The following is a 19,758-nucleotide window of genomic DNA, read 5'->3' on the forward strand; positions in this document are numbered from 1 at the left end:
TTGTCTGGATTTTTATCAGTAAAATTTTTTTAACTTACCTTTGGGGGTTAAAGTCCCCTGCTTCTACAAGCAGCGGGTTTTGCGTCGGGGTAAAATCCCCGTTGCAAAACGTAATTCTAAATTCTAAATTCTAAATTCTGCATTCTTTTAACCAGCCATAAGTGGTATTAAAACTTCTCCGCAATAAATTTCCAGAAAAATTCTTAGAAAAATATCTAGATATTTCAGAAATAGGCAGTTATAATGGTTTGATAGATACAAAATGCAAATCATCTGCCGTTCCTCCTGCTTACTCTATACCCCTGTATCCCAACACCCTGAGTATCTAAAGTCTTCGAGTCATACCAGGGGAGGGGGTTAGTTAGTCTGACGAGAGAAACTGCCAATTTACACCCCCAACATTTATCACCTAAAAATTCCCGAGTCAAACAGTAATTTTAGGTTTAGATTAAAAATATTTGTATCCAACTGGGTGTATAATTCGTAGTTTGATTTGAATATCACACCTGTAAACAAGCCATTTATCCGTCTGTAGAATATGACCAACGACATCGATCTGATCAAGCGTCTTGGACCTAGTGCGATGGATCAGATCATGCTTTATCTTGCCTTCAGTGCCATGCGGACAAGTGGCCACAGGCATGGAGCATTTCTAGATGCAGCCGCAACAGCAGCCAAGTGTGCAATTTACATGACCTATCTAGAGCAGGGGCAAAACCTGAGAATGACTGGGCATTTGCACCACCTTGAGCCGAAACGAGTGAAAATCATTGTTGAAGAAGTAAGACTGGCTTTAACTGAAGGCAAACTTCTCAAAATGCTGGGTTCCCAAGAACCGCGCTATCTGATTCAACTTCCCTATGTCTGGATGGAAAAATATCCTTGGATACCGGGAAGATCCCGCGTCCCCGGTACGAATTTGACCGGTGAAGAGAAAAAACAAATTGAGCAAAAGCTGCCAGACAATCTTCCTGATGCCAAGTTAGTTACCTCATTTGAATTTATGGAGTTAATTGACTTTCTCCATAAGCGATCGCAGGAAGAATTACCTGCTAATCATCAGATGCCATTGAGTGAAGCATTAGCGGAACACATCAAGCGTCGGCTATTGTATTCAGGAACGGTAACACGCATTGATTGTCCCTGGGGAATGCCCTTTTATGCTCTCACTCGTCCGTTCTATGCTCCAGCCGATGATCAAGAGCGCACGTACACAATGGTAGAGGATACGGCTCGGTATTTCCGGATGATGAAATATTGGGCAGAGCGTAAACCAAACACGATGCGGGCTGTGGAAGAACTGGATATTCCGCCGGATTGGATTGAGCCAGCAATGGAGGAACTAGACGAAATCATTCGTTCTTGGGGAGATAAATATCACCAAGAAGGCGGAATACCGATGATCTTACAAATGGTTGTTGGTAATAAAGATGAATAGAAAACAAAATTTTTATGTTGGGTAGGGTGGCATACTTACCAGCCCTACCGTTATGAATCTATTTACTCATGGGAGTTGAGGGGCTAAAGCGAAAGTCTATTGCTGGGAGTTAGAACCCAATGGCTTTGTAGACACCGCGCCGAAACCGCTAGATCCTTCACTGGCATCAATACAAGTATTTAATGCTTGAGTAGGACTTAAATCAATTTCTCGACGTAAACCAACTACACAATCAGCAAAGGTTACTGGTAACAAACTGCGACCACAGGATGTTAAAGTAGCTGAATTTTCTGAACCCTGATAACTTTTACTAATGCTAACTACACAGGTTGCTAGATCCTGTGGAATACGAGCCTGACGACAGGAAGAAAGGGCATCCACAGGTGTGATTTGTGTAAGCTTATGAATTTTTGCTACACATGAGGATAACTCTCGTGGTTGGAGTGTAGCGGCACAACTTTGAGATGCCGGTTTAGCTGTGATACCCACGCTCAAAAGTTGAGCAGCACAAACCCGATAGTCATTTTCGTAGGAATCGGTAACAGCCATAGTAGGTAAACTACTGGCTAGTAATCCACCTATAGTTATCAATGATGCTGTAAATCCTCTGAAGAAATAATTGGTTTGTTTGTTCCCAAAGTTACTCATTTTTTTTCGCTTTTTAAGATAACCGTTTTCGATTCCACCAAGGTTATGCTACCGTAGAACTTAGTCCCAATCTTCTACCATCCAGGAATGTCGGTGCTTTTCCCCAGAAATCCACCGAAAATTGGTGAATTCAACGGATTGATTTCTTGTGAATATTAGCGGTAAATAAAAGGCAATTTAGCTATAAAATGTCTATGCTTTTGGGAACTATGCCATAATGGTAGGTCTGAATAAAATTTTAGAAGGATTAAATTAAGGAAACTCATGTCCCGATATAGAGGACCCCGCCTCAGAATTGTCCGTCGTTTAGGCGAATTACCAGGCTTAACTCGGAAGAGTGCTAGACGTGCTTATCCCCCCGGACAACATGGTCAAAACCGTAAGAAGCGCTCTGAGTATGCTATCCGTTTAGAGGAAAAGCAAAAGCTCCGCATGAACTACGGTTTAACTGAAAAACAAATGCTCCGTTATGTTCGTAAAGCCAGACGAGTTGCTGGTTCTACTGGACAGGTGTTGCTGCAATTGTTAGAAATGCGCCTGGATAATACGGTTTTCCGCATGGGTATGGCTCCCACAATTCCAGCCGCCCGTCAATTGGTAAATCACGGTCATGTCACTGTTAATGGCAAACCAGTAGATATTGCCAGCTATCAGTGCCGTCCTGGTGAAGAAGTCGCTGTGAGAAACAGAGAAGCTTCTAAGAAGTTGGTGGAAGCTAACTTGCAATATCCCGGTTTAGCTAACCTTCCTAGTCATCTAGAGTTTGATAAAACTAAGTTGTCTGGTAAGGTCAATAGTGTGATTGAACGGGAATGGGTAGCTCTACAAGTTAATGAACTACTTGTGGTGGAATACTACTCACGTCAAGCGTAGTAGTCAGTAGTCAGTAGTCAGTGGTCAGTAGTTAGTGGTTATTAAACAACGAACAACTGACTAATGACTAACCGCCAATCTGCGACATGGTACGGGTGTACGTGCCGACAGTACCAGGGTCGCGTTGCTTAAAGTTTATTTCTGATTTGATATTTAATATTTGTCTGACTTGTGCTTGTAAATCGGTGGTGCTAATACCAGCACGTAAGGCGGTTTTTAAATCAATTTGACCTGTTTCGTTTAATAAGCAGGGACGTAGCCAACCATCGGCGCTCAGACGCATCCGGTTACAGCGATCGCAAAAACATTCTGACATTTGGCTAATAAATCCTATTGTGCCTTTAGCCCCAGGAATTTGAAATACATCAGCCGGTCCATTACCACGAACTTGGGATTCTGTCAAGCCCCAACGCCCACGGATGGATTGACGTAAATCGGCGGAAGATACCCAACCGCGATCGCTAAATAAGTCTCCGTTGCCAATGGGCATAAATTCAATAAATCGGACGTGCCATTGTTTATCAATGGTTAAAGCTGCTAAATCTAAAATTTCATGGTCATTAACGCCGGGAATGACGACTACATTTAATTTTAATGGGTCAAATCCCACATTATACGCGATTTGAATACCTTGCCATACTTGTTGCCAGCGTCCACGTCCATGATTACCGATAATTTCTGCAAATATATGTGGATCTAGAGAATCTAAGCTAATATTAATTCTTCGTAAACCTGCATTATAGAGATTTTGGGCAATAGGAGCGAGTAAAAACCCGTTTGTAGTCATTGATAAATCTTCGGTTTGGGGAAGATGAGCAATTTTGGCGACTAAATCAACTATATGGGGACGGAGTAAAGGTTCTCCACCGGTTAAGCGAAAGCGGGTAAATCCGACGGGGATAAATACTTCTTGAATGAGGGTAAGCAGTTCTTCATCAGTTAATAATTGCTGTTTGACAATATAGTCCAGTTCTGCGCCTTCTGGCATACAGTATTGACAACGAAAGTTGCAGCGATCAATTAAACTGATGCGGAGGTAGTCCACTTTGTTTATAGTTGCGCTGGTTGTCATATTAGGGAAGAGGTGACAGATTAAACCATTTTATTATAGAGCCTATGATTGCCGGAAGAGATACAAAACTCAAAATTTAAAAGGCAAATTGCACAAGCATTTTAGGAATTTGTTAGGATATCTTGAGAAATCTGAGGATTGTAAGCTTTACAGCACTTTGCGGTGTTATGAGGTACAAGAACCCCAAGCCCAACCCCCTCCAATATCAAAAGTTTATCCTTTTCATCCCCCCGCAGCGGGGGGATTGAGGGGATACCCTAACTTTAACTTCAAAAAGATATAACTACGGTTTTTCCTTTGCGGGGTATCTCTATTCCATTTAGGTAAGTTTTTTTGGACTTATCTATGGTATTAATCTTCTGATTACTGCGTTTATCATCTACACCTTGAGTTTGTTTTTTGGCATTATTGATAATCTCAGCAATATCATTCATGTACGCATCTCGATCATCCTGTGATGATTGACAATAACCACCACATAAAGTTTCTGCTTGTGCGGGAATTATCTCTTCCAAAAATAATTTGATATCAATCTGATTAATATCCCCATCTATGATTTTATTCATGGTTTTAATAAATGATAACTATGTCTATAGGAATCCTATTTGATTTTTGAAATATACCTAGGGTGGAAAACACCAATCTAGACAGGTTTTAGTGGGCAATGCCCACCCTACACTTAATATTGTATGGCTACGCCACGCAAGCTATCAGAAATGCTTTGGGATGCCTATTGATTCCAGGTTGGCAAAAATTCTGATAATTTTCATCTATCTATTGGCTAATGTTTTATTGACGAATAGATAAACTGCTGGATGATTCCGTTCGCATTTTTCTAGTTTCTTCCAAAATTTTATCTATATCCTCTTGGGATAAACGTTGAATGTAGTTAATTTTAACTTCTTCTAAAAAGTCATTTAACAAACTTTGAATTTCTACCAGAACTTGTTTTTTCTGAATTTCTGAAGTGAATGAAGTTGTAAATTTTTCTATTAGCTGAGTGGAAAGTTTTGCCGCGACAGGATCTTTGATGGTACTAGCTAAAGCAGCATAGATATTATTAGTGATTTGGGTAGCTAGTTGTTCACTAATTTGTGTTTGGGCTTTACCTAATCCTGGTATGATGCGGATATTACTATAGCCTGGTAATTGCTGACAAGCGATTTCAATACTATGGCACAAAATGGCATTTACTTCTGGTTGGATTTTTGGTAATACTTGATTAACAAGAGTTTTAATTAACAATCCAGTAATTGCTTCGACTTCATTGATATTATTAATATCTATGTAAGAACGCACATTTTCTGATTCTAATAACCAACGAGTAATTTCACCTCGTTGAATTGAACCTTGAAATTGATTAATTACTTGAACTACAACAATTTCTGTAATTTCTTCGGCAAAATTGGCAAGAATACCTTGATGAATTTGCCGTCTAATTACATAAAAATCAACTAATTTGGCTTGATCTAGTCTTATGGTTACTGGGATGACTCGTAACCATTGCCAAATTGGTATTAGTAATAATAGATCATACCACCGCCAGAGAATTGCTTCTAACCAACTTAAATGACTATATCTACGTTTGATGAAGAAAGTACGTCCTAATAATTCTATAGCAAATAAAACGACAAATGGTAAATCAATTATCCAAAAATCATTCAAAAATTCCCCATTTTCACCGATTTTACGATAATAGTTTTTGGCAATTCCCGGACGAATTTTCTGGTTGAAAAAGTCTATTTCCTGATTCCAACCATGTTTAGATAAATACTCTTGACTCCAAAAAGTATTAAATGCACCTTTTGCAGATTCTTTACTGACGCGTTCCCGCATTCGGTTTTTGATTTTTTCTAGAGTTCCACTTTTCCCCGCACCGGCAAAAGGATTAGTTTCAATCATTTCTTTGCTGAGAAAACGAAGGTCTGCTAATTTGGCTTTGACTTGCGGTGAGATTAAGCCTGTTTGAGTTACCTGTACTTCCAATCTAGCTACTGCTTCTAAATATTTTTTTGTATCACGATGAGGTTCAATACCTTTAATTGAATCGTATAAGCGAGTTAGTTCAGGAAGTCTGCGGAAGTAAAAATCTCGCCAAGGTACGTAACTTAAATCAAAGAAAACTAATACTAAGTTAGCAGTGGCGGTAATTGCCATTACTCTTTCAAACCATAGGTTTTTTCGCTGGTAATTTTTTAATTTACTCATGGTTTCTTATATGTGGTAAATTGTGGGTTTATGAAATACAGTAGCATCAGTTTGAAACCCAGTTTTAGGTAGGTTGAGGAGTGACTAAATATTGCTAAAATTAAAGTATGTTGGTATAAACAAGTAGCAACACAGATTTTTCAGAATTGAGACTATTAGCAGATGTCGAATAGTAATTTTTCTTATACCCATTAATAATCAATCAAAGTCAAATTAATCAGAATTAATCATTAATTATGAAGCCAGAGGTTAAAAGAATGCAGAATTTAGAATTTAGAATTTAGAATTACGTTTTGCAACGGGGATTTTACCCCGACGCAAAACCCGCTGCTTGTAGAAGCAGGGGACTTTAACCCCCAAAGGTAGGTTAAAAAAACTTCAAAATTACCTGTTAGTCTCTTAATATCAAGGATTTAATCCCAAGGAGTTTTTATGATGTGGTGTAGTTTCGACAAATCTAGAGTAACTATAGCTTTAACCTGTATGGTAGTAGCTAGTGTTGTAGCTTCAGACATAGCTTTTGCAGCCCGTCAGCGCAACTATACGCCGGACGAATTCCGATCTGTGTTACGGGGGTTGGGTTATAACGTTAAAGTTACCAAAGATCCTCTGACTGATGAGGAAACTAAAAAGGCTATCAATCAATTTCAAACAGGCTACAAGTTAAAGGTGGACGGGAAAGTAGGCCCCAAAACCCAAGATCAAGCCGCGAAGATCGTCGAAATTCTGCAAGCTAATTTGAATACTGTACTTAAACCAAAAACTCTACTTCCCCGTGATCAATTCTACAGTCCCCAGTTAGAAGAGTTGGTAAAGGAGTATCAGAAAAAACATCAACTCTCAGAAACTGGGATTGCTGATTTACGACTTCGCCAAAAACTAAATGAAGAAGTTAAGAACATCATTGATAAACCAACACCAACAGCTACACCAACGGCTAAACCAACGGCTAAACCAACGGCTAAACCAACGGCTAAACCAACGGCTAAACCAACGGCTAAACCAACAGCCACACCAACAGTTAAACCAACGGCTAAACCAACAGTTAAACCAACAGTTAAACCAACGGCTACACCTACAGTTAAACCAACGGCCACACCAACGACTAAACCAACAGCCACACCAACGACTAAACCCGAAAAGTAAAGTCAAGAATTAGCAAGTAAATATGACAGGCTATTCGGCCTGTCGAATGTTTATTTCATCTAAAATAAAATTCACCTTTTCAGCTTTAAAGCTTCCGTTGCTGATATTCCTTCGCCTTGAGTACCGAAATACCATAAAGCTGCACTAGCTTCAGCACGAGTTACAGGTTTCTTGGGTTGAAATAAGGTTGTATAACCAAAAACTCGGCGAATATTTGATTGTTCAGCATTTTGGAAGTCTGCTAAAACTGCTTTTAATGCTTTCGGTTCAATGTTACCTGCATCTTGAAAACCCCAAGTTTGTTTAACGGCTTCCAAATTGGCTGCGGGTAAGGCTTGGCGAGTATCTAAAGGAACTTTCCAGAGGATTAATTGTTCTCGTGTCAAGGGTGCATCAGGACGGAATAAAACCGCTGTGGCATCTCCAGATAAAGCACTGGGAATTAAACCAGCTTCTGCTAATCCCTGAATGACTGGAAAATCAGGATCTTTGGTTAAGATGTCTCTAAAAGCTGGTTGGGTGCTGGGGGATGCTAACCGGATTTGTTTGGCTGGATTATTCGCATACATGGCATTATTAGCTGCAACTAACCAGCGGGCATATTCCCGACGGGTGATAATTTTATCAGGAAGAAATTCGGTTGTTTTCGGTTCGATAGATAATACACCCAATGTAGCTAAATCTTGAATATGAGAGCGCCATTCGGGTGGTGCTTTCTGAATATCACTGAATTCCTGAGTTGTTAAGGTTTCCGGTTGGGTGGTTGGCTGTAGGGTTGGCTGAGTTACTACGTTGCTATTATTGCTATTAGGTAATACTGGACCGATAAATTCAGAATTATCTGATGGTATAACTGGGTTAGTTGATGTGTCCTTAGAATTAGATGAATATTCAATTACTAATTTAGTAGCAGTTTGCGGTTGATTGGGTTCAGCTTTGGTAACTGTTTGTGGTTTAATTGTAACATTGATGAGTAGATCATTGCGTTTGGCGGAAAAAGTCCCATCTACATCATCTTGAGGCTGTTGGACAATTTGCCAGTTTTTAGCCTGAAATTGCTGGCGGTAAAAGCTGGTGATTATATTACTAGGATCTGCACTTTGCCACCGAATTGATATTTTATTTTCGGAATTAGCTGGTGTAACTTCCTCTAGTTTGGCGTTGGGATAAATGGGTATATCTGCGGGAAAATCAGCCGGTAATTTAATTGTTGATGTGTTGGGGTTTGGTGTTATTTGCTGACTCTGAGGTTTGCCAAAGGGAACAGGATTATTTTGCAACTGAGGGTCAGCCGCTAATGATTGTTCTAGGTTTTTAGCAGATTGACTGTTAGCACAGGCTGTTAAGGATAGTAGAACAGCAAAACTCAGGAATACAGCGGGGTAGTTACGGGAAAACACAAAGAAATCACAAATTGATTTTCACCTTCTACACTAGCATTTTTGGGGCTTGGTAGTCAGCCAGGGAGTAAATTCCCTGTCTTAAAGTTAAAGTCGGTTAAAACCGACTGTTTTTGGTTTATTTTTTCTCTCACTGGAAGAAGGGATGCGTTTTTAGCGTGAACTACCTACACTTCCCTTGCGGGTAAGTATAGGCTTCCTACCCAGTTAACAGCTTTTTGCTCTTCGAGAACAACAAGACTGATGTTAAGGCGATAGGCTGACCCCTCGTTCCAAAGGCAAAATCAAGGTTAATCAACAAAAATGATCATGTATCTAGCTTGGTTATCGCTATTCTCTCGCCTTGCCGAGATATTCAATTCATAACACAAATTTTGGGAATTGTCTCCATGTTTTCCTTCCTTGCTGTCGCGTTGGTCGGAAAACCGTCGTCAATTCACGCGCCATTCATCCCCCGCTGCCCTATCGGGTCAGACGTGGGGCTTCTGTCGGTTAAGCTAAACCTTTACACATCTATGTGTTTCATGTATCCTAGTTATCAACCCAAGTTGCTAGTTATCTAGTTAAAGCTGGTAATTGGTGATAAAATATCAGTCTTAATCCTGTTCATCCTTAAATCCTGTAAATCCTGATAGCGAAGCGTGGCGTTAGCCATTTTTGACAATTTCCCTAACTAGCAACTTACGTTATTAGACATCTCTATAAATTAAATGTGCATATCCTAGAAGTTTTTTAGAGACTTTTTATGGAACATCTCTACTATTATCCATTGATTATAAAACCATGACTTCCCAAAATTATCAATATCAATTTGGTGGTAGTCTTCCTCCAAATGCACCCACCTACGTCACACGCAAAGCAGATGAGGATTTATATCAAGCCGTGAAAGCGGGAGAGTTTTGTTTTGTCTTGAACTCTCGACAAATGGGTAAATCAAGTTTGCGAGTTCGCACTATGCAAAGATTACAATTTGAAGAAATTGCTTGTGTGGCTATTGATTTAACTGCTATTGGCACATCAGGGCTAAATTCTGAACAATGGTATAATGGCATTATTAATAATATTTCTGAAAGTTTAAAATTAGAAGATAAATTTGATTTAGATGCTTTATGGGAAGAAAATAAACGACTTTCTAATGTACAGGTTTTTGGTAAATTTATTGATAAAGTATTAAAATTAGTTTCTACACAAATAGTAATTTTTATTGATGAAATTGATAGTATTCTCAGTTTAGATTTTCCTGTTGATGATTTCTTTGCTTTAATTCGTGCCTTTTTTAATCAAAGAGTTGACAATTCTGAATATAACCGTATTAACTTTGTATTGTTGGGAGTTGCTACACCATCAGAATTAATTCAAGATAAAAAACGGACTCCTTTTAATATTGGTAAAGGGATTGAATTAACAGGTTTTGAATTTGCAGAAGCTTTACCTTTAATAACCGGATTTTCTCACCAAACTAAAAATCCTGAAACTGTACTCAAAGCGGTTTTAGATTGGACGGGAGGACAGCCATTTTTAACTCAGAAAGTTTGTAATTTTATTTGTGAATCTAAAGATGAAATTCCGACGGGAGAAGAAGCTAGTTTTGTGGAAAATTTAGTTAAAAATAGAGTAATTAAAAATTGGGAAGCTCAAGATGAACCCGAACATTTTAGAACCATTCGAGATAGAATATTAAAAAGAGATGAAAATAAGGCAGCGTATTTATTAGATTTATATCAACAAATTTGGCATTCACAAGGAATTGATACTGATAATAGTATTGAACAAAGTGATTTACAGTTAGCGGGAATTGTTGTTAAAAAGAATGGTAAATTAAAAGTTTATAATCAGATTTATCAGACGATTTTTGATGGTTTATGGATTGAAAAAACTTTAGCTAGTTTACGTCCTTATGCAGAGAATTTTCGACAGTGGTTGTTATCAGGTAAACAGGATAAATCTCGATTATTGCGAGGGGAAGCTTTAGCAGAAGCAGAAGTTTGGGTAAAGGATAAAAGTTTAGGTTTTGAAGATAAGGAATTTTTAGCAGCTAGTCGTACCCAGGAACAAGAAGAAAAAGCGATAAAAATTGAAGCTGAAGCTAAACAAGAAGCAGATAGACAGTTAGAGATAGTCAGGAAAGAAATTGCTAAAATCAGAGAGTTAGCAGCAGTTGCTTCTCAACTTCAACAAGATAATAAAGTAAATGAAGCTAATCAATTTTTAAATGTTGCTGGGTTAGTGTTACAAGAAAAAATTAAAAATCAAAACATGAAAAGTGCTGTGTTAAATGGTTGTATAGTTTTAGGGTATCAATACTTATTAGATAATTCACAAGATAAATTCTCAAGTCAAGAACAAAAATACAAAAAACTCAAAGAAGATTTTGATAAAAGTTTTGAAAAATTACCAAAAGAAAATAAACTTAATCACAATGAATCCAGCTATTTGGCTACTTTAATTTATATTTATTATATTAAAGGTAATCTAGAAGAAGATCAAAATAAATCCTCAGATTACTATAAAATAGCATTAGAAAAATATGAGATTTTAAAATACCATATAAGATTCGATATTGATTTGTTTAAATTAGACCTAAATATCCTCTACAATGTAAATGTTGATATAGTTGCTAATCTTTGTTTTAAACTAAAAGAATTAAATAACTCAAATACAGGTTATTATGAATTATTAAAGAAACATCTATTAAACGAACTAGATTACTTAATGCAGGAGAAAAGATGGCAAGAAGCAGATCAGAAAAATTGGCAATTTATTCTTGTTTTAGCTAAAAGAGAAAAAGAAGGTTATTTAGAATTAAACGATATTAAAAATTTTAACTGTAATGATTTAAAACAATTAGATTACCTCTGGGTAAAGAACTCTCAAGGGCATTTTGGTTATAGTGTTCAAAGAAGAATATATCTGGAAACACGCAATTCTTTAGATTATGATTGCGAGGAGGAAGAATTGAAATGGGATGAATTTATAATTGGCGAAACATGGCATAATTTTGCCGATAAATTAGGTTGGACAGACAAGACGCATTATAGAAAATATGAAGAATTAGGGTGGTTAGAAATGAAAGATTTAGATACATTTAGGCTATATGGTACGATACCGTGGTGGCATAGTGGTGGGGAATCTATGAATAGCTCAAATATCTTGAATGACTTTTATGTGACTTTTTTATTTTTTGTTGATTACTTGTAGCAGATAAGGCTTTCAGAGACTTTCAGATCATTGTTAAGATTTGTATAGCAGGTATTTACCGTCCAAGTCAGGTCTCAGTCAAAAGTGAAAAGATGATGGAGTTAGGTACGATTCCTATATATCATGCTCTGAAAATTGATTTTTTATGTCTCTAGATTGATGAAAAATTCTGACAATTTCTAAACTTGCAGAATCTTGAGTATAGAATATAATATATGGCTTAACAGGAAAACTACGAATTCCTGTTTGTAGTTCGTCTCTTTTCGTTCCCATATTAGGAAATTGAGCTAACATCGGAAATTTATCAAAAATTTGTGCGATTTTTTGGTCTGCTAATATTTCATTTTGTTGACCGAGATAAATCCAAATATCTTCTAAATCTTTTTCTGCTAGTTTTGAAATCCGAAAGTGATTCATTCAGATATTTCTCCTTGTAAACGTTCCCGACCTCGTTCTTTAATTGAAGTTATGAGAGTAGATAAATTATTTTCATCGTATTCTGTGTATTCACCGTTTTGGAGTTGTTGAATACCTGCGGCTATATCCTGTTTTAAGGATTCAATATTTTGTGTTTTCTGGTGTTCAGTTAGTCGAGAGTGTTGAATTTTTTCTACTAAGATTTGATATTCTTCTTGAGAAAGTGCAAGGATAATTTGAGAAAGAGAGTCAAGCAGTCGTGTATTAATTGTAGGAATGGGTTGGTTCATAAGGCAATAATGTTAAGAATTAGGTAGCTAGTAGAATTATAACACAATCTCGTGGTAATATGATAACTGTATCCTGGTATTGAGTCGCGCTTTGGTCGTGGCATTAGATGACAGCTACCTTTTACTGGAATCAATCATTATGCTATCAGTCGAAGAATTAATTCAAGAAGCCTTATCTTTACCCAATGCTACCAGAGTATTTTTAGTGGAAAAACTCATGGAAAGTCTAGAATCTGATATTGATGAGAACACCCAAAATCTATGGAATATAGAAGCTAAAAAACGCCGTGACGAAATTCATAATCATACCGTTGAGTTAATTCCTGGAGAATTAGCTTTAACTCAAGTCAGACAAATTTTAGAAAAATGAAATATAACTTTCATCCTGCGGCTTTAACAGAATACTCAGAAGCCGTCAAATTTTATGCAGAAAATAACATTGAACTAGCACAAAATTTTATCAATGCTGCATAAGCGAATCTAACCGAAGATATCGTTTCTAGAGAATGTAGAGAGCTTGTTCAATTTCTCATGAATGATTTAGAATAGCTAATAGAAATGTAAATTTGGCGATTAACAGTAATGACTATCAAAGAATTGCTCTTACAAGAAATTGACAACACCCCCAATGAAATCCTAGAGGATTTATTTAGTTTTTTGCAATCACTGAAAACAGATTCAAAACATCCCTCAAGCATATATCAAGAACTCTTAGAGCGAATTGATTACCTTGAAGCAATAGTAGGTATTCGTAAAGGACTAGATGAGTTTGAGCAAGGTCAAGGAATTCCTGTCGAGGAGGCATTAGCAAGTCTAGAAGACAAATTTAATATTCCGCCTCGTTCATGAATTATCAAGTTATTATTCAACCTACAGCCTTTCAAGAAATAGAAACTTCCTATCGTTGGATGTGCGATAATCTGAGTCCTGAAATGGCAAATAATTGGTACTATGAATTTCAAGATACTATCGCATCATTACAAAACTTTCCTAATCGCTGTAGCAAAGCACCAGAATCCAAAGTTATTGGTTGTGAGGTTCGGCAAATATGGATCGGAAAAAAAAGAAAATATCGAGTTTTGTTTGTAGTCATGGAAGATGTTGTCGCAATTCTTCATGTTCGCCACAGTCGCCAATCTTATCGAGGTGAGGAATCTGAGTGATTGTTGTCAACGATCACTTTTGGGGAATATGTGAGTAAACTTACGAAGTATCTCTTAGAGGATGTTTTAAAAGTTTTTAATGTGGAAACAGACCTCTCTCCAAACCTCTCCCCTACCAGGGGAGAGGCTTTAAAAACCCCATTCCCTTGTAGGGAAGGGGGGAAGGGGGGTTAGGTTTTTGGAAATTATGGGTTTCATATAATACTTTTCAAACAACCTCTTAGCAAGGATGGTAGATAAAATCTTGGGTTTTGTTTGTTTTATACCAAAAGTAAGATATAATTCATTACTGATAAACTAATTGTCTTTATTAGTATGGTTTTCAGCTTTCTTGGTAAATTATTCGGTAAAACCCCACAACCGAAACCCACAGAAATCACAGGTTTAATCAAAATCTCAGGATGTGAAAACCTCCAACGCAAGGGAGATATAATTTTTGTTCACGGTTTAGGTGGTCACGCAAGGTCAACTTGGCATCCTCAAGAATTAGCAAATGATGATAACTTCTGGTTAATGTGGCTGGCACAAGAAAGACCAGATTTAGGAATTTGGTCTTTTGGTTATAATGCTGCACCCTTTGAATGGAAAGGTGCAACAATGCCACTTTTTGATCGTGCTAGTAATTTATTAGAATATTTAGCAGTTAATGATATTGGCAAATATCCAATTATATTTGTTACTCACAGTATGGGTGGTTTATTAGTCAAAGAAATGCTAAGAAATGCTCAAACTTTTAATAGACAATCAGTTATTAAACAAACTAAAGGTATTGTTTTTTTATCCACTCCTCATACTGGTTCTCATTTAGCTAATTTAATTAATAATATTGGTACTCTGGCACGAACTACTGTTAGTGTTGATGAACTAAAATCCCATCTTCCTCAATTGCGTCAACTGAATGAATGGTATCGGCAAAATGTTGATGCAATGGCAATTACTACAAAAGTTTATTATGAAACAAAACCGACTAAAATAGTTTTAGTTGTAGATCCAGATAGTGCTAACCCAGGTATTAAAGATGTGCAACCTACCGCAACAGATGATGATCATATTTCTATCACTAAGCCAAAATCACCGGATAATTTAGTTTATAAAGGTGTGAGTCGGTTTATTAAAGAACAGTTGTTAACTATTCCTAAACCACCAGAAAATAATCCAATAAATATTTCTTCTTTTTATATCCAACGTCCAGAAATTGAAAATAACTGTTATCAAAATATTGTACAACCAGGGGCATTAATCCGCATTAAATCTCCGCGCAAAATGGGTAAGACATATTTGATGAGTCGCATTTTTGATTATGTTAAACAAAAAAGATATCGGACAGTTTCTATTAATTTATGGAGTCAGGAAAATCTGACTGACCTCAAAACTTTTTTACAGCGGTTTTGTGCAATTCTGAGTTTAGAGTTAGGAATAGAAGACCAAATAGAGAAATCTTGGAGTAGTCGTCTTGGTAATCAAGATAACTGCACTAATTATTTAAAAAAATATATTTTACCAGCTATTGATAGTCCCTTAGTATTAGGTTTAGATAATATTGATGAAATTTTCCCTTATCCTGAAATTACTCAACAATTTTCTGCTTTATTAAGAGCTTGGCACGAAAAGGCAAAAACAGAAGAAATTTGGCAAAATTTACGGTTAGTAATTGCCCATTCTCAAGAAGTTGATACTTCTATAAATCTTAATCAATCTCCTTTTAATGTGGGTTTATCTGTGGAAATCGGGGAATTTAACACTACACAAATAAAGGAATTAGTTAAACAATACAGTTTAAGTTTTTCAGATACAGAAATAAACCAATTAAAAGAAATGATTGATGGTCATCCTTATTTATTAACAACTGCACTTGGTGAAATTGCTAAGGGTAATTTCACTTTATCAAAATTTCTGGAAATTGCCCCCACTAATCAAAGTCCTTATGGCAAGTTTTTAAATTTCTATCTTTCAGAATTAGAAAAAGATGACTTATTAAAAACAGCAATGCAGCAAGTAATTAATAGTGATATTCCTATTCAAATAGATTCTACGCAAGCTTTAAAATTACGCAGTTTGGGGTTAATCGAATTTAAAGGAAATGAAGTACAATGTCTTTGTGATTTATATCGGCTTTATTTTCAAGAACGTCTATAGCGGTTATCGGTTGGATGCAATACAACTGTAGGGTGCGTCAGATATCAATAATTTGTTTATTTGCAGGATTTATGCGGTCTGACGCACCCTACCAATGTGCCAGTTACGTAAATGATAATATAGTCTAAATTTATACTTTTTGTGGTTAATAAAATATTGCTTTGCAACGCCAAAAGCGGCGACTATAGGTTTTGAGGAATTGATAGAAAGTTTTCGCCAATGGTTTGAAGTGGTAAGCTGGGAATAAGGCAACTCTGCGGCTGTTTGTAAGAATTGATGGACGGCTTAGAGATGATTTAATGCTTTCACACTAGAGCATCTTCCCCGCGTGAGCGAGACGCTCACACTACAGTCCATCATTTTTATCTTGACAAACTACTAGGGCTATTTTTTGGGTTCTGTAAATAATTGCTAAAGGAGGTGACGATAGGTTCAACAATTCCTGACTAGAAGCCTAGTAGCTGTAAAAGTAAGAGCAAATGGCAGCAAAATTCCGAAAAAATCCGTTTCCACCCAAAAACCTAGATCGAATTGGAGTAGGAAGAATCTAAAATAGATATTAAATTAGAAAAACAACGGCCATTAAGCAACGTTAGTCCATTTTACTCTATGTAAAGCGTCCCCAGGTTGTTACCAGTGCTGAAACAAGATGTCATGCAAGTTTCCCAGGATCAGCCTATTTATGCTGAAGCTCCTCTCCAGTTATTGCTATTTGTTGATGGACGGCCTCAGTCTCGTCAACAAGTGCAGCAAATTCGGGTTTATTTAAAAGAATTAGAGGCTGGGTATAGTTTTGAACTACAAATTATTGATGTTGGACAACAACCCTATTTAGCGGAACATTTTAAGTTAGTAGCAACCCCTGCTCTAGTTAAGATTCATCCCGAACCTCAACAAACTATTGCTGGTACTAATATTATTCCCCAATTAAAAATTTGGTGGCCGCGTTGGCAACACGCTGTTGGCACTTTTTTGAAATTACAGGCAGATAAACAGGAATGTTTGGATGAAAAGAGTCAGGTGATTTCGCCTAAATCTACCATTCATTCTGTTGCTACTTCGGCCGAGGCAATTCAACTAGGGGATGAAATTTTTCGTCTGAAGCAGGAAAAGGAGAGACTGCAAGAACAGCTACTGTTTAAAGACCGAGTAATTGCGATTTTAGCACATGATCTCCGTAATCCTCTCACGGCTGCGGCGATCGCTATTGAAACTCTTCAATCTAATTACAATCCAGATACAGGGGGATTTCAACGGCTGAAATCTGGTTTGGCTATACATTTATTAAAACAGGCTCGGACGCAAACCAAGATCATTGATCGGATGATTGCTGATTTGTTACAAGCTGGGCGGGGTGACGATACAGAATTGCCAATCGTACCACAAAAGTTACAATTAGGGGAAATTTGTTTACAGGTATTAGAGGAATTGAGCGATCGCTATATTGCTAAATCTCAAACGGTAGAAACAGATATTCCCCAAGATTTACCCTATGTATATGCTGATCCTGAACGCATTCGGCAAGTCCTGGTTAATCTTTTAGATAACGCCATCAAATATACACCTGCTGGTGGCATAATTACTGTAGCGGGACTCCATCGCACTAGCCAAAAAGTGCAATTTACGATTGGTGATACAGGCCCTGGTATTCCCGAAGAAAACCGCGATCGCATTTTTGAGAATCTTTTCCGTCTCCAACGTGATCAAAGTACAGATGGATATGGAATTGGTCTTTGTTTATGTCAACGTATTATCCGCGCCCATTACGGTCAAATTTGGGTAGATTCATCTCCCCACGGTGGTGCATGGTTTCATTTTACAATGCCAGTATATCCATCTTAGTCAGTTGTCAGTTGTCAGTTGTTCGTTGTTCGTTGTCAGTAGGGGCGAAGCATTTGGAGAACTATTTTTGGCAATGACCGATAATTTATCTTCCAAATGCTTCGCCCGTACAGTTGTTCGTTGTTCGTTGTCAGTTGTCAGTTGTCAGTTGTCAGTTGTCAGTTGTCAGTTGTCAGTTGTCAGTTGTCAGTTGTCAGTTGTCAGTGGTAAAACTATCACCAATTACCAATTACCAATTACCAATTACCAATTACCAATTACCAATTACCAATTACCAATTACCAATTACCAAATTACTAATTACTAAAAATGCCAAATCAATTAATGTATCAGCAGGACGATTTTGTTGTTTTGGAAACAAATCAACCAGAACAATTTCTGACAGTGGCGGAATTATTAATCAAGCTGGAAAAAACTTTATCACAAATTGCATTCGCGGATTTACCATTGGATGTGCAAAAATTTGAGTCTGTTAGCGAACAAGCACAATACTTGCTGGATACAAGTTGTAATTTAGATGTGGGGCCTGGAGAATATTTACAGTGGTATGCGGTGCGGTTGGAAAAATAAAATTATTTGCTACCAAATTAGGTTTGTTCGGCTTCAAAGGTGATGCGCTCAGATTGATATGCAGGTGGCTCAACATGAATTAAAATCCTGACGGGATGAAAACGTTGTTCTAGTTGTTTTTCAACTTCCTCTGTGATATTGTGAGCCGTTTCTACATCTGGTGCATCAACAATTAAGTGCATTTCTATAAACACTTGACGACCAATGACACCACGGGAAGCGATATCATGACAGTTAAGGACACCGGGGACAGAAACTGCAATTGTATGAATAGTTTCCGGGGCTATGGCCATTTGATCCACAAGCCAGGGCAAATTCTCGGTTAGAACTGACCAACCACTCCAAAATACCAGTAAAGCTACTGGGAAAGCTAGTGCTACATCTAACCACTGATAACCCAGCCACACACCAATTAAACCACCAATAACGGAGATTGTCACCCAAACATCACTCATGGTATGGGTAGCATCAGCGATTAAAATGGAACTACCTACTCTTTTTCCCACATTCCGTTCATAAAAGGCGACAAAAATATTTATTCCTAACACAATCAGTAATAACCACAATTCTGGAGGTGATACTTTTACAGGTTCGCCACCTTTGAGGATTCTTTCTAATGCACCTTGGACAATTTCAAAACAAGCTATTCCTAAAAATGCAGCTATCCCCAAAGCGCCTAGTGCTTCAAATTTATTATGCCCATAAGGATGCTCTCGATCTGGCAATGGTGAAGAAAACTTAATAGCAACTAAGCCTAAGACATTATTGGCACTATCAGTCACACTATGTAAAGCATCAGCCAGCAAACTTAAAGAACCTGTCCAATGACCCACAAGGACTTTTAAGCCCATGACAAATACGTTAAGCAGTAGGGTAATAATTAAAACTTTTCTTACTTCCGTGCGGTTATCGTAAATCATATATTAATCTTTTGTTAATCTTGTGTGATTTGTGGAAAAAAAGACTAGAGAATTTGTTTTCTTTAACTATTACTGTACAACAATAGGTATTTATTTCTAGGAATAAATATACAGGAAATATGTCAAAAACTGCTTATTAAGAATTTATCTCTTTATTGAACAAAAAGGAACAAAAGATCCCCCACTTCTTTGAGAAGTCGGGGATCTGGATATGGTAATGTGAATAATTACGAATAATTATTAATAAGTAGGTTATGTCTTCTGCACCTCTTACACCAAATCTGGTAGAAGGTTCTATTTCTGTTAGTTTTTCACCCCAAGCAGCGCGAGAATTAATGTCTAAACTATGATTTTTGTGATTTTGATGATTTTTATGATGAATCCCTCATTTTCATCAAAATAATCCTACAAATCATAGTTCAGACGTTTTTCTCGTT

General features: G+C 37.2%; 19 protein-coding genes. 11 read left to right on the forward strand and 8 right to left on the reverse strand.

Going from position 1 to position 19,758, the window contains the following annotated elements:
• The first annotated feature begins 538 nt into the window (after positions 1-538).
• Positions 539-1,438: a heterocyst differentiation master regulator HetR gene (gene hetR / locus FJR09_RS02940; protein ID WP_015078258.1), complete on the forward strand. Its 900-nt coding sequence runs from the start codon at positions 539-541 to the stop codon at positions 1,436-1,438.
• Positions 1,439-1,534: 96 nt separating this feature from the next.
• Here the strand turns inward: hetR and FJR09_RS02945 are convergent, their stop codons facing one another.
• Positions 1,535-2,086 carry a hypothetical protein gene (locus FJR09_RS02945; protein WP_015078257.1) on the reverse strand — a complete coding sequence of 184 codons (552 nt, stop codon included), beginning with the start codon at positions 2,084-2,086 and terminating at the stop codon, positions 1,535-1,537.
• A 264-nt stretch (positions 2,087-2,350) separates the two neighbouring features.
• Between FJR09_RS02945 and rpsD the strand changes: the two genes are divergently transcribed.
• Positions 2,351-2,959 (forward strand): 30S ribosomal protein S4, encoded by a 609-nt coding sequence (gene rpsD, locus FJR09_RS02950; protein WP_015078256.1) that lies wholly within the window; start codon positions 2,351-2,353, stop codon positions 2,957-2,959.
• A gap of 67 nt (positions 2,960-3,026) precedes the next feature.
• On the opposite strand, the gene moaA is transcribed toward rpsD, so the two are convergent.
• From moaA to FJR09_RS02965, 3 genes are all read right to left on the reverse strand, one after another.
• A complete protein-coding gene (gene moaA / locus FJR09_RS02955; protein WP_041458184.1) occupies positions 3,027-4,013 on the reverse strand; it encodes a GTP 3',8-cyclase MoaA in 987 nt (328 codons plus the stop codon).
• Between the two features lie 287 nt (positions 4,014-4,300).
• Positions 4,301-4,597: a hypothetical protein gene (locus FJR09_RS02960; protein WP_015078254.1), complete on the reverse strand. Its 297-nt coding sequence runs from the start codon at positions 4,595-4,597 to the stop codon at positions 4,301-4,303.
• 223 nt (positions 4,598-4,820) lie between these two features.
• The gene (locus FJR09_RS02965) at positions 4,821-6,239 is read right to left on the reverse strand and encodes a hypothetical protein (RefSeq protein ID WP_168652955.1); all 1,419 of its coding nucleotides are present in this window, start codon (positions 6,237-6,239) and stop codon (positions 4,821-4,823) included.
• Between the two features lie 435 nt (positions 6,240-6,674).
• On the opposite strand from FJR09_RS02965, the gene FJR09_RS02970 reads away from it, so the two are divergent.
• Complete coding sequence (locus FJR09_RS02970; RefSeq protein WP_168654022.1) at positions 6,675-7,385, forward strand: peptidoglycan-binding protein; 711 nt, start codon at positions 6,675-6,677, stop codon at positions 7,383-7,385.
• Positions 7,386-7,456: 71 nt separating this feature from the next.
• Here FJR09_RS02970 and FJR09_RS02975 read toward each other — a convergent pair whose 3' ends face one another.
• Positions 7,457-8,785 (reverse strand): S-layer homology domain-containing protein, encoded by a 1,329-nt coding sequence (locus FJR09_RS02975; RefSeq protein WP_168652954.1) that lies wholly within the window; start codon positions 8,783-8,785, stop codon positions 7,457-7,459.
• Positions 8,786-9,568: 783 nt separating this feature from the next.
• Between FJR09_RS02975 and FJR09_RS02980 the strand changes: the two genes are divergently transcribed.
• Complete coding sequence (locus FJR09_RS02980) at positions 9,569-11,983, forward strand: AAA-like domain-containing protein (protein WP_168652626.1); 2,415 nt, start codon at positions 9,569-9,571, stop codon at positions 11,981-11,983.
• Positions 11,984-12,097: 114 nt separating this feature from the next.
• Here FJR09_RS02980 and FJR09_RS02985 read toward each other — a convergent pair whose 3' ends face one another.
• Both FJR09_RS02985 and FJR09_RS02990 read right to left on the reverse strand, forming a co-directional pair.
• Positions 12,098-12,400 (reverse strand): type II toxin-antitoxin system RelE/ParE family toxin, encoded by a 303-nt coding sequence (locus FJR09_RS02985; RefSeq protein WP_015078249.1) that lies wholly within the window; start codon positions 12,398-12,400, stop codon positions 12,098-12,100.
• Positions 12,397-12,690, reverse strand: coding sequence for a hypothetical protein (locus FJR09_RS02990; RefSeq protein WP_015078248.1), 294 nt, complete (start codon positions 12,688-12,690; stop codon positions 12,397-12,399). The genes FJR09_RS02985 and FJR09_RS02990 overlap by 4 nt, the downstream gene beginning before the upstream one ends.
• A 139-nt stretch (positions 12,691-12,829) precedes the next feature.
• On the opposite strand from FJR09_RS02990, the gene FJR09_RS02995 reads away from it, so the two are divergent.
• The 7 genes from FJR09_RS02995 to FJR09_RS03030 all read left to right on the forward strand — a co-directional run bounded on the left by FJR09_RS02995 (position 12,830) and on the right by FJR09_RS03030 (position 18,401).
• Positions 12,830-13,060 (forward strand): addiction module protein, encoded by a 231-nt coding sequence (locus FJR09_RS02995; protein ID WP_168633598.1) that lies wholly within the window; start codon positions 12,830-12,832, stop codon positions 13,058-13,060.
• 212 nt (positions 13,061-13,272) lie between these two features.
• The gene (locus tag FJR09_RS03005) at positions 13,273-13,539 is read left to right on the forward strand and encodes a prevent-host-death family protein (RefSeq protein ID WP_168650958.1); all 267 of its coding nucleotides are present in this window, start codon (positions 13,273-13,275) and stop codon (positions 13,537-13,539) included.
• Positions 13,536-13,853 carry a type II toxin-antitoxin system RelE/ParE family toxin gene (locus FJR09_RS03010; protein WP_015078245.1) on the forward strand — a complete coding sequence of 106 codons (318 nt, stop codon included), beginning with the start codon at positions 13,536-13,538 and terminating at the stop codon, positions 13,851-13,853. Before FJR09_RS03005 ends, FJR09_RS03010 begins: the two co-directional genes overlap by 4 nt.
• A gap of 315 nt (positions 13,854-14,168) precedes the next feature.
• Complete coding sequence (locus tag FJR09_RS03015) at positions 14,169-15,989, forward strand: AAA-like domain-containing protein (protein ID WP_168652627.1); 1,821 nt, start codon at positions 14,169-14,171, stop codon at positions 15,987-15,989.
• Positions 15,990-16,625: 636 nt separating this feature from the next.
• A complete protein-coding gene (locus FJR09_RS03020) occupies positions 16,626-17,831 on the forward strand; it encodes a histidine kinase (RefSeq protein WP_174782867.1) in 1,206 nt (401 codons plus the stop codon).
• Positions 17,832-17,979: 148 nt separating this feature from the next.
• Positions 17,980-18,138 carry an alpha/beta hydrolase gene (locus tag FJR09_RS24385; RefSeq protein ID WP_174783233.1) on the forward strand — a complete coding sequence of 53 codons (159 nt, stop codon included), beginning with the start codon at positions 17,980-17,982 and terminating at the stop codon, positions 18,136-18,138.
• 2 nt (positions 18,139-18,140) lie between these two features.
• Entirely contained in the window at positions 18,141-18,401 is a 261-nt protein-coding gene (locus tag FJR09_RS03030) for a chlororespiratory reduction protein 7 (RefSeq protein ID WP_015078241.1), read from the forward strand.
• A gap of 17 nt (positions 18,402-18,418) precedes the next feature.
• On the opposite strand, the gene FJR09_RS03035 is transcribed toward FJR09_RS03030, so the two are convergent.
• Positions 18,419-19,321 carry a cation diffusion facilitator family transporter gene (locus tag FJR09_RS03035; protein WP_168651631.1) on the reverse strand — a complete coding sequence of 301 codons (903 nt, stop codon included), beginning with the start codon at positions 19,319-19,321 and terminating at the stop codon, positions 18,419-18,421.
• Between the last annotated feature and the right edge of the window lie 437 nt (positions 19,322-19,758).

This window comes from Dolichospermum sp. UHCC 0406, assembly GCF_009712025.1.
GTDB classification, from domain to species: domain Bacteria; phylum Cyanobacteriota; class Cyanobacteriia; order Cyanobacteriales; family Nostocaceae; genus Dolichospermum; species Dolichospermum lemmermannii.